19 protein-coding genes are annotated in these 13,584 nt (G+C 74.3%); 8 read left to right on the top strand and 11 right to left on the bottom strand.

The genetic code is table 11. The features are described 5' to 3' along the window. Positions 1 to 119: 119 nt before the first annotated feature. The 10 genes from LIV55_RS10595 to rpmB all read right to left on the bottom strand — a co-directional run bounded on the left by LIV55_RS10595 (position 120) and on the right by rpmB (position 6,835). On the bottom strand, positions 120 to 842 hold the full coding sequence (locus LIV55_RS10595; RefSeq protein ID WP_123092637.1) for a VOC family protein: 723 nt from the start codon (positions 840 to 842) through the stop codon (positions 120 to 122). 57 nt (positions 843 to 899) lie between these two features. Continuing rightward, complete coding sequence (locus LIV55_RS10590; RefSeq protein WP_123092638.1) at positions 900 to 1,655, bottom strand: SDR family oxidoreductase; 756 nt, start codon at positions 1,653 to 1,655, stop codon at positions 900 to 902. 189 nt (positions 1,656 to 1,844) lie between these two features. Then, positions 1,845 to 2,714 carry a carbohydrate kinase family protein gene (locus tag LIV55_RS10585; RefSeq protein ID WP_229300161.1) on the bottom strand — a complete coding sequence of 290 codons (870 nt, stop codon included), beginning with the start codon at positions 2,712 to 2,714 and terminating at the stop codon, positions 1,845 to 1,847. Positions 2,715 to 2,719: 5 nt separating this feature from the next. Further along, positions 2,720 to 3,670, bottom strand: a complete 951-nt coding sequence (locus LIV55_RS10580; protein ID WP_229300160.1) for a pseudouridine-5'-phosphate glycosidase — start codon at positions 3,668 to 3,670, stop codon at positions 2,720 to 2,722. 66 nt (positions 3,671 to 3,736) lie between these two features. After that, a complete protein-coding gene (locus LIV55_RS10575; protein WP_229300159.1) occupies positions 3,737 to 4,240 on the bottom strand; it encodes an aminoacyl-tRNA deacylase in 504 nt (167 codons plus the stop codon). 25 nt (positions 4,241 to 4,265) lie between these two features. Next, the gene (locus LIV55_RS10570) at positions 4,266 to 5,207 is read right to left on the bottom strand and encodes a phosphatase domain-containing protein (RefSeq protein WP_229300158.1); all 942 of its coding nucleotides are present in this window, start codon (positions 5,205 to 5,207) and stop codon (positions 4,266 to 4,268) included. Beyond that, positions 5,204 to 6,106, bottom strand: coding sequence for a diacylglycerol/lipid kinase family protein (locus tag LIV55_RS10565; RefSeq protein WP_229300157.1), 903 nt, complete (start codon positions 6,104 to 6,106; stop codon positions 5,204 to 5,206). Before LIV55_RS10565 ends, LIV55_RS10570 begins: the two co-directional genes overlap by 4 nt. 23 nt (positions 6,107 to 6,129) lie before the next feature. Beyond that, a complete protein-coding gene (gene rpsN, locus LIV55_RS10560; RefSeq protein ID WP_229300156.1) occupies positions 6,130 to 6,429 on the bottom strand; it encodes a 30S ribosomal protein S14 in 300 nt (99 codons plus the stop codon). Beyond that, entirely contained in the window at positions 6,429 to 6,599 is a 171-nt protein-coding gene (gene rpmG, locus LIV55_RS10555; protein WP_229300155.1) for a 50S ribosomal protein L33, read from the bottom strand. The genes rpsN and rpmG overlap by 1 nt, the downstream gene beginning before the upstream one ends. Beyond that, positions 6,599 to 6,835, bottom strand: a complete 237-nt coding sequence (gene rpmB / locus LIV55_RS10550; protein ID WP_229300154.1) for a 50S ribosomal protein L28 — start codon at positions 6,833 to 6,835, stop codon at positions 6,599 to 6,601. Before rpmB ends, rpmG begins: the two co-directional genes overlap by 1 nt. A 73-nt stretch (positions 6,836 to 6,908) precedes the next feature. Here rpmB and LIV55_RS10545 point away from each other — a divergent pair, with 73 nt between their 5' ends. The 6 genes from LIV55_RS10545 (at position 6,909) to LIV55_RS10520 (ending at position 9,528) form a co-directional block, all read left to right on the top strand. After that, positions 6,909 to 7,154, top strand: coding sequence for a type B 50S ribosomal protein L31 (locus LIV55_RS10545; protein WP_229300153.1), 246 nt, complete (start codon positions 6,909 to 6,911; stop codon positions 7,152 to 7,154). Continuing rightward, positions 7,151 to 8,254, top strand: a complete 1,104-nt coding sequence (locus tag LIV55_RS10540; RefSeq protein ID WP_229300152.1) for a CobW family GTP-binding protein — start codon at positions 7,151 to 7,153, stop codon at positions 8,252 to 8,254. The genes LIV55_RS10545 and LIV55_RS10540 overlap by 4 nt, the downstream gene beginning before the upstream one ends. A 32-nt stretch (positions 8,255 to 8,286) precedes the next feature. Continuing rightward, a complete protein-coding gene (gene rpmF / locus LIV55_RS10535; protein ID WP_229300151.1) occupies positions 8,287 to 8,466 on the top strand; it encodes a 50S ribosomal protein L32 in 180 nt (59 codons plus the stop codon). After that, the gene (gene ykgO, locus LIV55_RS10530; RefSeq protein WP_229300150.1) at positions 8,463 to 8,585 is read left to right on the top strand and encodes a type B 50S ribosomal protein L36; all 123 of its coding nucleotides are present in this window, start codon (positions 8,463 to 8,465) and stop codon (positions 8,583 to 8,585) included. Before rpmF ends, ykgO begins: the two co-directional genes overlap by 4 nt. Positions 8,586 to 8,692: 107 nt before the next feature. Continuing rightward, the gene (locus LIV55_RS10525) at positions 8,693 to 9,034 is read left to right on the top strand and encodes an ArsR/SmtB family transcription factor (protein WP_068272399.1); all 342 of its coding nucleotides are present in this window, start codon (positions 8,693 to 8,695) and stop codon (positions 9,032 to 9,034) included. A 5-nt stretch (positions 9,035 to 9,039) separates the two neighbouring features. Next, positions 9,040 to 9,528: an SRPBCC family protein gene (locus tag LIV55_RS10520; protein WP_123092642.1), complete on the top strand. Its 489-nt coding sequence runs from the start codon at positions 9,040 to 9,042 to the stop codon at positions 9,526 to 9,528. Between the two features lie 138 nt (positions 9,529 to 9,666). On the opposite strand, the gene LIV55_RS10515 is transcribed toward LIV55_RS10520, so the two are convergent. Continuing rightward, on the bottom strand, positions 9,667 to 10,920 hold the full coding sequence (locus LIV55_RS10515; RefSeq protein ID WP_229300149.1) for a YVTN family beta-propeller repeat protein: 1,254 nt from the start codon (positions 10,918 to 10,920) through the stop codon (positions 9,667 to 9,669). 166 nt (positions 10,921 to 11,086) lie between these two features. Between LIV55_RS10515 and LIV55_RS10510 the strand changes: the two genes are divergently transcribed. Together LIV55_RS10510 and LIV55_RS10505 are read left to right on the top strand one after the other, a co-directional pair. After that, the gene (locus LIV55_RS10510) at positions 11,087 to 11,896 is read left to right on the top strand and encodes a hypothetical protein (RefSeq protein WP_229300148.1); all 810 of its coding nucleotides are present in this window, start codon (positions 11,087 to 11,089) and stop codon (positions 11,894 to 11,896) included. Positions 11,897 to 11,926: 30 nt separating this feature from the next. Further along, the gene (locus LIV55_RS10505) at positions 11,927 to 13,435 is read left to right on the top strand and encodes a DHA2 family efflux MFS transporter permease subunit (RefSeq protein WP_308012906.1); all 1,509 of its coding nucleotides are present in this window, start codon (positions 11,927 to 11,929) and stop codon (positions 13,433 to 13,435) included. Positions 13,436 to 13,584: the final 149 nt, after the last annotated feature.

Here is a 13,584-nt window from a genome sequence, read left to right as displayed (position 1 = left end):
GAGCGCGAATCGCCGCTACACCCATGAGGTAGCGGCGATTCGCGCTCACCCGACAGGCGGAGACCGGCGGCGCGTGGTCTCGAGGCTCCTCCGTCGCACCCTCGACCAGCAGCTGACCCCTACGCGGGGCCGACGATGAGGGTGGGGACGCGCAGGTCGGGGTCGCGGACGGTGGCGACGAGGGTGCCCTGCTTGCGACCAGGACGTACCTCGGAGACGTCGACCTCGGCACCGAGCAGCCGCTCGCGGACAGCGGCGACGTCGGGGGTGCGCCAGGCGATCCCGGAGAGGCGGTCGGCTCCCCCTTCGCCCCCGTCGCCCTCGCCGTCCAGACGCGTGACGACCTCGACGACCGAGTCGCCCGCGCGGAAGAACAGGCCGCGCATGCGGTGCTCGGGCATCGTGCGGTCCAGGCGCAGCTCGAGCCCGAGCCGCGCGCCGTACAGCGCCGCAGCCCGGTCGGGGTCGGTGCTGCTGACGACGACGTGGTCGACCCCTTCGATCCCGCCGCGGGGGTCGAGGTCGACCTGACCGGTCGTGCCCGCCACCCGCCACGACGTGCCGGCGACGTCGACGACGCCCCCGTCGACGGGCAGGCCGCGACGACCGATGAGGGTGAGCGTCTCGCTGACGTCCGTGGCCGCAAGGGTGACGGCGGCGAGCCCCTCGGGCCCCCCGACGGTCGGGCCGACGCCCACGGCGACACCGCCGACGACGAGCGCGGGCGAGTGCTCGATCCCGGCGAAGCGGCACCACGCCTCGCGGGTGGCGTCGACGTCCTCGGAGGCGATGCTCACCCCGCTGATCCCGACGACCTCCTGCGCGCGCTGCGTGTCACTCATGGGCGCAGCCTCGCAGGTGGGGGACCCGCGACGCACGACGGCGTCGAGGGTCCCCGGTCACATGAGCTTGCGGACCACCGGCAGCGGCGCGACCTGCATGACCTTGGCGAGCGCGGCCCACGGGCGGGCGGGGACGAAGGCCTTCGCCCGACGCGCCTCGATCGCCGCGACCATCGAGCGCACGCCGGTCTCGGTGTCGACCATGAAGCGCACCTTCTGCTCTACCTTCTCGTTCATCTCCGAGCGGATGTAGCCCGGGCAGATGACGGAGACGTCGATGTCGAGGTCGGGCTTGCCGAGCATCTCGCTGCGGATGCCCTCGCCGAGGCTCGCGACGGCCGCCTTGCTCGCCGCGTACGCGGTCATCGACGACGGGAAGCCGCGCACCGAGGTCACCGAGCTGATGATGACGAGGTGCCCGCTCTTCTGCTCACGGAAGACCTGCATCGCGGCCTCGGCCTGCGCGAAGGCGCCGAGGACGTTCGTCGTCAGCGTCTCGCGGTTGGCGTAGTGGCTGCCCTTGCCGACGGGCGCGCCCTTGCCGAGCCCGGCGTTGACCACGTAGCGCTCGATCGTGCCGAAGTCCTCCTGCACCCGCCGGGTCACCGCGAGCACCGCCTCGTCGTCGGTGACGTCGAGCGGGTAGGTCTCGACCCGGCGACCCGGGTGCGCCGCGGTGATCTCGGCCTGCAGCGCGTCGAGGCGGTCGGTGCGGCGGGCGGTGAGGGCGAGGTCGTGGCCGAGCGCAGCCATCTGGCGGGCCATCTCGGCGCCGAGGCCGGAGCTCGCGCCGGTGATGAGGGTGGTGGGCATGGGCTCTCCTGCGGGTCAGCGGGCGGCGGGTCGGGCCCACCCTAGGAGGCGGTCGCACCACGTGACCCGCGGGTAGGACGACCGTCACGGGACGAGCCCGGTCCGCACCTCCCGCAGGACCGAGGTACGACCGAGCCCGTGTGCGGCCGCGGTCGTCGTACCCGCGCGTCACGGGGCGAAGGGGGACCCTCAGGCCGGAGGGAGGACGGCACCGGCGGCGGTGACGACCCGGCGGGCCAGGGCGTGACCGGCCGCCACGGCGGCGAGGAGATCGCACCCGGCGAGCGTCGCCCCGAGGAAGCCGGCGGCGAAGGCGTCGCCCGCGCCGGTCGTGTCGACGACCCCGTCGACGGGGGCGACGGGCATGACGAGCGCGTCCGCGCCGGCACGCAGCACCCGCGTCGGGTCGGCACCGGCCCGGGCGAGCACGACCGTGCCGGGATGGGCGTCGAGCCAGGCGGGGTCGTCGAGCCCGAGGGCCTGGACCTCGTCGGCGTTCGCGCTCACCCACGTCGGGGCGACCCGGGCGAGGACCTCGCGCACCCAGCCCGCGCCGTGGCGGTCGACGAGCAGGGTCGAGGAGAGGTCGACGCAGACCCGTCCGCCGGCGGAGCGCACCGTGTCCGCGGCCGCGGCGAGCGCGTCGGGCGTGCTCCCGCCGTCGAAGCCGTACAGCGGCAGGTGCAGGACCTCGACGCCGTCGAGCCACCCAGGATCGACGCTCTCGACGAGGGCGCTGGCCCCACGGCTCGGGTACATCGTGCGCTCGCCGTCCTGCTCGACGACGACGACGATGACGCCGGTCGTGCCGCGCTCCTGGACCCGGACGTCCACCCCGTGGCCGGCGAGCTCGGCGACGAGGGCCCGCCCGGCGACGTCGTCGCCGACGCACCCGACGAAGCGGGTCGGGGTGCCGCTCGCCGCGGCGAAGGCCGCGACGTTGGCCGCCGACCCACCCCGCTGCGTGCTCACCTGCGCGGCGACGTCGCTCCCCCGCCGCAGCGGCTCGTGGGTGAGGACGACGACGTCCTGGACGAGGTCGCCCGCGACCGCGAGCACGCGGCTCAGCCGCTCACGCCGGCCGCGAGCGCCGTGGCGACCTCGCAGCCCAGCGCGACGTTGTTGCGGTAGAGCGCGACGTTGGCGTCGAGGGACTCCCCCTTCGTCTCTCGCTGGATGAAGTCGAGGAGGAAGGGCGTCGTCGCCTGGCCGCGCACGCCCTGGTCGTCGGCTGCCGCCCAGGCGCGCTCGATGACCTCGTCGAGGGCCACCGGGTCGAGGCTGTCGCCCTCGGGGATGGGGTTGCCGACGAGGACCGAGGCGGGCAGGCCCAGGCCGCGCGAGGCGCGGTAGAGCGCCGCGACCTGCTCGGGGCTGTCGACCTGCTGGGCGAGGGGGTAGCCGGAGTCGTGCACGTAGAAGCCCGGGTAGCGCAGGGTGCGGTAGCCGACGACCGGCACCGACAGGGTCTCGAAGCGCTCGAGCGTCGCGGGGATGTCGAGGATCGCCTTCGCGCCGGAGGAGACGAGGACGACGGGCACGCGCGAGAGCGTCACGAGGTCGGCGGACTCGTCGAAGGTCGTGCTCGCCCCGTGGTGCACCCCGCCGAGCCCCCCGGTGGAGAAGACCTCGATGCCCGCGGCGTGCGCGAGGAAGGCGGTCGCCGCGATGGTCGTGCCGGCGCTCGCACCGGTGGCACGGGCGATCGGCAGCTCGCGCACCGAGGCCTTGATGACGTCCTCGCCGGCGAGCCGCTCGACCTGCGCGGTGCTCATGCCGACCGTCGGGACGCCGTCGACGACGCCGATCGTCGCGGGCACGACGCCGGCGGCGCGCACCTGCTCCTCGGCCGCCAGCGCGACCTCGAGGTTGCGCGGGCGCGGCAGCCCGTGGGTGAAGATCGTCGACTCCATCGCGAGGACCGGGCGGCCGGCGGCGACGGCCTCGCGCACCTCGCTCGAGACCGCGACGGCGGTGGGGTCGGGCAGGGTCGAGGTGGGGGTCGAGTCGCTCACGCGGCACAGGCTATCCGGGGGTCGTCGGCCCCCTCTGCCGCGTCCCCGAGCGCGGGACGTGGCCGCTCAGGCGGGCCGGGTGACCCCGGCGACGTCGGCCCCGAGGACCTCGACGAGACGGGCTGCGGGGACGGTCGCGGCGACCCCGTGCGCGCCCGCGCCGATGGACACACGGCGCCCCTCGGGCCGCAGGATCGAGGCGTCCGCGACGACCGGCCAGGCGTGCGTGGACCCGAAGGGGGTGATGGTGCCCCGCTCGTAGCCGGTGACGTCGCGGGCCGTGCCCGCGTCGGGCATCGACAGCCGGCTCACCCCGAGGTGCTCGCGCAGCAGCGGCCAGTCGATCTCGCGGTCGCCCGGCACGAGGACGAAGAGGTGGTCGTCGTCGCCCCGGCGCACGACGAGGGTCTTGACGATGTCGGCGGGCTGCACCCCGCGGGCGGCAGCGGCCTCGGCGAGCGAGCCCACCCGGCCGTGCCGGGTCACCTCGTGCTCGATGCCCGCGGCGAGCATCGCCGCGACGGCCCTGCGCTCGCCCTCGGAGGTCTCGACCGGCTCGTGCTCGCTCATCGGCCCAGCGTAGGCGGGGTCGGTGTCAGCCGAGCAGCGCGGCGACGTCGCGCTCGAAGAGCGCCCGGGTGTCGCGCTCCTGCTCCGCGCTCTCCCAGGCGACCTCGTCGAGCTCGGCCAGGGCCTGCTCGGTGACCTCGGCCACCCCCGCGTCGGAGACCAGTCCCAGCCGCCGGGCCACCCCGGCAGCGCCGACGTAGGTGTCGACGACGTGCACGCCGAGCGCGGCGAGCCGGTCGCGCTCGGGCTGCGCTGTGGCGACGACGTCGTGGACGAAGACGGCGGGGCAGTCCTGCGGGTAGGCCTCGCGCATCCGGGTGCCGACGAGGACGTCGCCCTGCCCGGTGTCGCCGACGAAGACGACGCCGTACTCGGGGAAGGCCTGGCGGTAGCGCTCGACGTTGGCGAGCTTGACGTCGGCCATCGCGTCCCTGCTGCGCAGGCCGAGGACCTCTCCGGCGAGCACCGAGGAGGAGACGATGCCGGCCGTGCGCAGCGCGTCCTTCGTCGAGCCCTCGACGAGGCCCATCGCCAGCTCGGGCCGGGCGGTGACGAAGGTGAGGTCGCCGCGCGAGAGCGGGTTGTCGACCGGCCCGTCGTCGAGGGCCTGGAGGAAGGCGAGGACGCCCGGCACCGGGGTGTGCCCGCGGGGGTAGCGCGTCTCGTGGATCATCGGGAAGACGGTGTCGTCGATGTCGGAGAGCACCTTGACCCCGACCCTGCCGAGGGCCTGCGCCTCGGCGGCGAGGTGGGCGAGGACCCGTGCGCGGATCTCCTCGTCGTCGACGTCGTCGAAGAGCAGCTCTTCGAGGTCGTGGTGGTCGTCGCGCCGGTTGATCGCGTTCTTCAGCTCGGTGAGCTCGACCCCGTGCAGCGAGGTGAAGATCTCGGCGAGCCGGCGCTCGTCGGCCGCGCTCGTCCACCCCTCCTGCAGCTCGTGCACCTCGGTGACCAGGTCCGTGCTCATCGGGCTCCTCCTACGACGTCGATCGCGCGTCGCTCGACGCGCACCCGCAGCCGGTCGACCCGGCCCATGATGTCCCCGTCGAGCTGGACGTGCAGCGGCTGGTCCGCGGTCACCTCGAGCGAGGCAGCCCGGCGGGTGCGCATACCCGGGACGTCCCGGCGCAGGCCGAGGACCCCCTTCGCCGCCACCGGGAGCCAGCCGACGGGGCGGGCGACGGTCACCTCGAGGACGTCGAGGAGCCCGTCGTCGAGCAGCGCCCCGGGGGCGATCTGCACACCGGCGCGCACCCGGCCGCAGCTCGCGGCGAGCACGCTCCACGCGACGACCTCGCGGGCCGGGCCGTCGTCGAGGCGCACCCGGACGGGCACGGGGCGGCGCAGCGCGTGCCGCGCCGCCGGGGTGACGTATGCGGGCCAGCCGATGCGGTGCTTGAGGTCGTCGCGGGTGTCGGCGACGGTGGCCGCGTCGTGGCCGATGCCGGCAAGGACGACGAAGGGGTGCTCGCTCCCGTCCTCGCCGAGGCGGGCGAGACCGAGGTCGAGCGGGCGACGACGGCCGTCGAGCGCCGTGTCGACGGCCCGGCCCGTGTCCCGGGTCGCCAGACCGAGGTTGTGCGCGAGGAGGTTCGCGGTCCCGACGGGCACCAGCCCCATCGCGGCCCCGGTGCCGGCGAGGCCGTGGGCGACGGCGCGCACGGTGCCGTCGCCGCCGCACGCGAGGACGAGCTCGGCGCCGGCCCCGGCGGCCGCGGCCGCCTGGTCGCGACCGGTCGAGTCGACGGCGGTCTCGAGCACCTCGGGCTCGGGCCACCCGCGCTCGGCGCACCCCTGCACGACCCGGTCGGCGACCCCCTTCGCCCGCGCCTTGGAGGGGTTGACCACCACCGCGACGCGCGTCATGCCCGAAGGCTACGGGCCGCCGCTCACCAGCTCGACCGGGTGACCCCCGGCAGGTGGCCGGCGTGCGCGAGCTCGCGCAGCCGGACCCGGGAGACGCCGACCGCGCCGACGTACCCGCGCGGGCGACCGTCGAAGGGGTCACGGTTGCGCAGCCGGACGGGGCTCGCGTCTCGCGGCAGGGCCTGCAGCGCGCGCTGCGCGGAGGCCCGCTCGCCGGGGGTGCCGGTCCGACGCAGCTCGCGCAGCTCGGCGCGACGCCGGGCGTACCGCGCCACCGTCTCGGCCCGCCGACGGTTGCGCACGGTCGTCGAGGTCTTGGCCATCAGCGCGTCTCTCGGAAGTCGACGTGGCGGCGCACCACCGGGTCGTAGCGGCGCAGGACGAGCCGCTCAGGGGTCGTGCGCCTGTTCTTCTCCGTGACGTAGCGGTAGCCCGTGCCCGCGGTGCTCTCGAGGACGATCTTGGGGCGCAGGGCCGCGCGGGCGCCGGCCATCAGAGCCGCTCCCCGCGGGCGAGCATCTCGGCGACGACGGCGTCGATGCCGCGCCGGTCGATCGTCTTGATCCCGCGGGCGCTCACCCTCAGCGTCACGCTGCGCCGCAGCGAGGGCACCCAGTAGCGCCGGCGCTGGACGTTGACGTCGAAGCGGCGCTTCGTGCGGCGGTGGCTGTGCGAGATCGAGTGGCCGAAGCCGGGCACCGCACCGGTGACCTGGCAGTGACGTGACATGGCGTGCGTGCTCCTGTCCGAGCCGGTCGTGGCTCGCTTGCGAATGAGAACCGTTCTCAATACGCTACACGGCATGAAGCCCGGCATCCACCCCCTGTACGCGCCGGTCGCCTTCCGCGACCGGTCCACCGGCACCACCTTCGTCACGAGGTCCACCGCGACCTCGGACGAGCGCGTCGAGATCGACGGCACGAGCTACCCGCTCGTCACGGTCGACATCACGAGCGACAGCCACCCCTTCTGGACCGGTCGGGCGCACACGCTCGACAGCGAGGGACGGCTCGAGCGCTTCCGCCGCCGCTACGGTGACCGGCGATGACGCGGGCCGGCCTCGGCACGACCCCCGTCCACCTCGTCACCGGCATCGACCCCGAGGCGATGGCCGCGGCGACGATCGCCCTGCAGTGGGACCTGCCGCGCAGCGTCGTCGTCGGCCACCACGTCGACCCCCGGGCGCAGCAGCTCGTGCGGGTCGTCAGCGACGTCACGGGGGTGCTCGAGCGCGAGGTCGTCGACCTCGAGCACGCGTGCGTCAGCTGCGCGATCCGTGAGTCCGTCGTCCCCACCCTCGCGCGCCTGGCCGACCTCGGGCGATGGGGCGCGATCGTCGCGCACCTGCCCGTGGGGGCCGAGGCGGTCCAGGTGTGCCGCGTCGCGACCTACGACCCGGACGCCCTCGGCGACGCCCGGGTGGCCGGTGTCGTCGCCGCGCTCGACGGCTCCGCCGTGACCACCGACCTCATGGGGTACGAGCTGCTCGGCGAGCGCTCCGCGCACCTCGTCGGGCCCGACTCCCGGGCGGTCGCGGAGGCCCTCGCCCCGATGGTCGAGTACGCCGACGTCGTCTGCGTCCACGGGTCCCGCTCCGACGAGGGCGACGCGCTCCTGCGCACCCTCGCCCGGCCCGGCACGCCGATCACCTACGACTACGAGGGCCTCGACACCGAGCAGCTGCTCGTCGGCGTGCACGACCACGACGCCACCGAGCGCTGGGTCGGCGACGTGCGCCGCGACGGCGAGCACCACGCCGCCTCCGACGCGGTGTGGACGCTCGACCTGCGCAGCGAGCGTCCGATGGACCCGGCCCGGCTCCTCGCCCGCCTCGGCGAGCTCGGCGACCACCCGGCCCGCTCGCGGGGCTGCCTGTGGCTGCCGACCCGACCCGCCGACGTCGTCGCCTGGACCGGCGCGGGCGGCCAGCTGAGCATCGGGACGACCGGCGTCTGGGGCCTCGGCCGACCTCTGACACGCATCGTCGTCACCGGCCTGCGCGAGGACGTCGACACCCGCGACGTCATCGCGGCAGCCTTCGAGGAGTGCCTGCTCACCGACGCCGAGATGCGCGGCGGGTCGGGCGCGTGGTCGACCCGTCGCGACGGGCTCGAGGAGTGGCTCGGACCCGTCCGCCGCATCGCCTGACCCCCCACCACCGCGACACGAAGGGAGGACGCATGGCCGTCCCCAAGGGCAAGACCTCGAGATCACGCACCCGGCACCGCCGGGCGACGTGGAGGGCCCGGACCGAGCAGCTCGTCCCCGTCATCGTCGACGGCACCACCGTGCAGGTGCCCCGCCGTCTCGTCCGCGCCGTCCGGCGCGGTCTCGTCGACCCACGAAGGAGCACCCCATGAAGGTCCGCGCGTCCTTGCGCTCGCTGAAGTCACAGCCCGGCTCGCAGGTCGTGCGCCGCCGGGGCAAGACCTACGTCATCAACCGCGCCAACCCGCGGATGAAGGCCCGGCAGGGGTGACGCACGACGACGAGGCGAGAGGACACCCCCTTCGCCCGAGGGGTTGACATACAACCGATCGGTTGTATGTTTGTCGTGTGGCTGACGACGAGGACCGCGCGGACGCGATGTTCCACGCCCTCGCCGACCGGACCCGGCGCGACATCCTGCGCCGCGTGCTGGCCGGGGAGCACTCGGTGTCAGCGCTCGCGGAGAAGTACGACATGTCCTTCGCCGCGGTGCAGAAGCACGTCGCCGTCCTCGAGCGCGCGGGCCTCATCACCAAGCGACGCGAAGGTCGGACGGCGATGGCCAGCGGAGACGTCGAGGCCGTGCGCTCGGTGGGTCAGCTGCTCGGCGAGATCGAGCAGGTCTGGCGCGGCCGGGTCGCCCGGATCGACGACCTGCTCCTGCGCGGCAGCACCGACGTCTCACCGACCACCCCACCCGAGCAGGACCGAGAGGACTGAGCACCATGCCCGTCACCGACATCACCCCCGACGTCGAGGGTCGTACCCTCACCGTCGTCGCCGACTTCGCCGCCCCCGTCGACCGCGTGTGGCAGGTCTACGCCGACCCGCGCCAGCTCGAGCAGGTGTGGGGCCCGCCGGACTACCCCGCGACCTTCGTCGAGCACTCGCTGACCCCCGGCGGCCGGATGGTCTACTACATGACCTCGCCCGAGGGTGAGAAGTACTACGGCTACTGGGAGGTCGGAGACGTCGAGGAGCCCCGCCGCTTCGACTTCGCCGACGGCTTCGCCACAGACGAGGCCGGCACGCCCGCCCCGGAGCTGCCGGTGTCGCGCGCGACGATGACCTTCGAGGCCACCGACGGCGGCACCCGCCTGACGACCGTGTCGACCTACGAGAGCGCCGAGGCGCTCCAGCAGGTGCTCGACATGGGCGTCGTCGAGGGCACCGCGGGCGCGATGAACCAGATCGACGCACTCCTCGCCGCCTGATCCCCCTTCGCCCCCTCCACTTTCCCGCCCAGGGCGGGAACATTCGACCTCGGGAAGGACATGTTCTTTCCCGAGGTCGCACTTTCCGCCCTGGGCGGGAAAGCTGTGACTGGGGAGCGAAGGGGGACAAGGGCGAGGTCAGGCGCCGCGGCGGGAGTCGTCGTAGACGACGATCGAGCCGGAGTAGCACGCCACCCAGACCCGCTTGGTCGTCGGCTCGTAGGTGACCCCGATCGGCAGCCCGTCGGTGGGCTCGGAGTCGACGAGCTCCATGTCGGCGGTGAGGATCTTCGAGACCCGCGCCGCGCCGTACTCGACGACGTAGAGGGCGGCGCCGTCCGGCGAGATCGCCGTCGAGCGCGGGTCGGCGGCGGTCCTGGTCTCGGCGACGACCTCCCCGCTCGACACCTCGACCTTGCTCACCGTCGCGGCCCCGCTGTTCGTCACGTAGAGGTAGTCGCCCTTGGGCGAGATGACGACGTGGCGCGGCTTGTCTCCGGTCTCGGCGAGGGTGCGCACGCTCCCCTTCGCGAGGTCGACCGCGACGGTGCGGTCGCTGCCCATGATCGCGACGTAGGCCGTCGTGCTGTCCGGGCTCACCGCGATGCCGCGGGGGTGCTGCCCGCCCGTGGGGATCGTGCGGGTCACCGTCGCCTTCGCCGCGTCGACGACGGTGAGGTCCATCGAGCACCAGTTGCTCACGAGGACCGAGCGGCCGTCGGGAGTCACGGCGACGTACTTCGGCACCGCGCCGACCTCGACGACCCGCCGCACCTCGAAGGTGCTCGTGTCGAGCTCGTAGAGATAGCTGTTGGAGATGCCGGCGCCCGAGGTGCACGAGTCGGCGCCCTCGGGGGCGAAGCCCTTGCCGTACATCGAGTACTGGCTCACCCACGCGGTGCGCCCGTCGGGGCTGAAGGCGACCTCGACCGGCGCCCCCTTGCTGCGACCGGGGTGGCCCTTCACCCCGAAGTCGGACAGGTCGACGGTGTCGGAGACCGTCGCCACCCGGGCGCCGTCGGGCCGGTAGGCGGTGACGGTGTGGCTGTACATCATGTTCTGCGCGAGGACGAGCCCCTGGCCGCTCGCGACGACCGACTTCGGCGTGAGCCCCCCGGTGATGCGCTGCACCCGGACGAGCTCGGTGTCAGCGGTGCCCGCCGGCTCGCCCTGCTCCTCCTGGGGGCGAAGGGGTGGCGCCGCCTGCTCGACCGTCGTCACTTTCTTCGCCGGGGCGGCCGCGGCGACGGGGGCGGCGGCGGCCGCGGGCTCCGCGTCGTCGCCTCCGAGGAGCACCCGACCGAGCGCGCACAGCGCGAGCACGACGGCGATGACCACCGCGAGCGCGACGAGGCGGCGCCTCTTGTAGACCGGGTCGTCGTCGACGTACATCCCTGCTCCCCCTTCGGGTCTCGCGCGTCCCCCGCGCGACCCGGCCACGCTATGGCGGCTCCGCCGCCGGTCCGGGGAGGCGCACCGCGAAGGGGGTACCTGGGGAGGGGGTGCGCCAGCCCGAGGGCTGAAGACGACGCGGTGGGAGGGCACCTACCGTCGAGACGTGACCGACACGACGGACGAGACGCCGCACATCGACATCGAGGACCCGCAGGTGTGGGTGCTCGACATCGACGGGCGCCGGCACGAGGTGCGCACCTCGCAGCGCGGCTTCCGCAACCTCGCGACGTGGTCGGTCGACGGCGTCGAGGTCGCGTCGAGCAGCAGCAGCGCGGACTCCCTCGAGCTCGTCGTGCCCGACGACCACGAGCTCGTCGAGGAGATCGGCGCGATGAAGGCCCGTTTCGCCGCGACCGGGCGCCCGCGCCGGGTGACGCACTTCGCGGGGGCGAAGTCCGCGGCGCTGCCCCGGGCGCTCGTCGGGACCGGGGGTACCGACCTCGACCCCGAGCCGGGGAGCCGGGCGCACCGCCGGGAGGAGTGGGCCGTACGGCACCCGGTGCTCGCCTCCGCCGACGACGTCCTCGGCGGTGCGGGCAAGGTCGTCGTGCCGCTCCTCCTCGCCGCGCTGCTGCCGGTCCTCGGACGCCTCCTCCCGGACTGGGACCTCGACCTGCCGAGCGTCGACCTCCCCTCGATCCCGTGGCCCGACCTGCCCTCGATCCCCTGGCCGGACATCTCCGTGCCGTGGCCGGACGTCACCCTGCCGGGATGGCTGGGCGTGCTCCTCGGCGCCGCGAAGGTGCTGTGGCCGCTCCTGCTCGGCATCGCCGTCGCGGTCGGCGAGCACCGCCGCCGGCGACGCAACGCCGCGGCGCGGGACGACCGGGAGGCTCGGCAGACGGGCGAGGGGGCTCGCGACGGGGACGCGGACGCCGGGGCGGCGCGGCCCGGCCTGGACGAGGAGGAGTGAGCTGTCGGAGGTGCGGCGTAGCGTGATCTGGTGACAACGGCCCGCCCCGCACCCGCTCCGACCAGCTCCACGAATGCCCAGGGTCCGGACAACCCCTGGCCCGCCCTCTGGGCCCTCGTCGTCGGCTTCTTCATGATCCTCGTCGACGCCTCGATCGTCTCCATCGCCACCCCCGCGCTCATGGCCGACTTCGGCGCCGACATCGAGTCGGTCGTGTGGGTGACGAGCGCCTACCTCCTCGCCTACGCGGTGCCGCTGCTCATCACCGGTCGTCTCGGCGACCGCTTCGGGCCCAAGCGCATCTACCTCGTCGGGCTCGTCGTCTTCACCCTCGCCTCGCTCGCCTGCGGCCTCAGCGGGTCGATCACCGCGCTCGTCGTCGCCCGCGTCGTCCAGGGCCTCGGCGCGGCGATGATGACGCCCCAGACGATGTCGGTCATCACCCGCACCTTCCCCGTCGACCGTCGCGGCTCCGCGATGGCGCTGTGGGGCGCGACCGCCGGCGTCGCCTTCCTCGTCGGCCCGCTCCTCGGCGGTGTCCTGCTCGACAGCGTCGGCTGGGAGTGGATCTTCTTCATCAACGTGCCCGTCGGCATCGCCGGGCTCGTCGCCGCGTGGCGGCTCGTCCCCGACCTCGAGACCCGCGGTCACTCCTTCGACTGGGTCGGTGTCGTGCTGTCCGCCGTCGGCCTCTTCGCCGTCGTCTTCGCCGTCCAGGAGGGCGAGCGCTACGACTGGGGCACGATCACCGGGCCCCTCTCGGTGCCGCTCCTCGTCGTCGTCGGCCTCGTCGTGCTCGCCGCCTTCGTCTGGTGGCAGTCCCGCGTGCGCCCCGAGCCGCTCGTGCCGCTCGGCCTCTTCCGCGACCGCAACTTCTCGCTGTCGAACATCGCCATCACGACGATGGGTCTGGCGATCACCGCGATGATGTTCCCCCTCCTCGTGTGGCTGCAGAGCGTGCGGGGCCTGTCCCCCACGCAGGCGGCGCTCGTCCTCGCCCCGCAGGCGATCGCCTCGATCGTGCTCGCCCGCCCCGTCGGCCAGCTCGTCGACCGCATCCACCCCCGGATCCTGCCGACCATCGGGCTGAGCGGCTTCGCGGTGACCCTCGTCGTCCTCGCCCTGCTCATGCGCGCCAACGCCCCGCTGTGGGCGGTCGTGATCACCTCGACCTTCGTCGGCGTGACCGGCGCCTCGATCTGGGGCCCGCTCGCGACGACCGCCAACCGCAACCTCCCGGTGCAGCTCGCCGGGGCCGGCTCGGGCGTCTACAACACGACCCGCCAGGTCGGCTCGGTCGTCGGCAGCGCGGCCATCGCCGCCCTCATGAGCTCGCGCATCGCGGCCAACGTCGGGGGTGGCGCCGGTCAGGGCATGAGCATGGAGGGCGCCGGGGCGTCGGCCCAGCAGATCCCGCCGGCCGTGGCCGACGCCCTGTCGAAGGCCTTCGGCGAGGCGATGCTCCTGCCCGCCGCCGTCCTCGTCGTCGGCGCCCTCGCCGCTGCCGGCCTGGAGCGGATGAGCCACACGAAGGGCTGAGCCCCCCGGCCCGGCGGATCACCCCTTCGCCCTCCTCTCCCGCACCCGCCGCCGCTCTCCCCCTTCGCGGGGGGGTGGGGAACGGGGGGGGGGCGGCCCCCGCGCACCAGCGCTGGGCGGACGCGGGGGGGGGGGGGGGGGGGGCGCGG

Origin of the sequence: Janibacter melonis (genome assembly GCF_020567375.1) — a bacterium.
Lineage (GTDB): Bacteria > Actinomycetota > Actinomycetes > Actinomycetales > Dermatophilaceae > Marihabitans > Marihabitans melonis.
The sequence above is the reverse complement of the archived record's forward strand: the minus strand, read 5'-3'. Positions and strand labels throughout refer to the sequence as shown.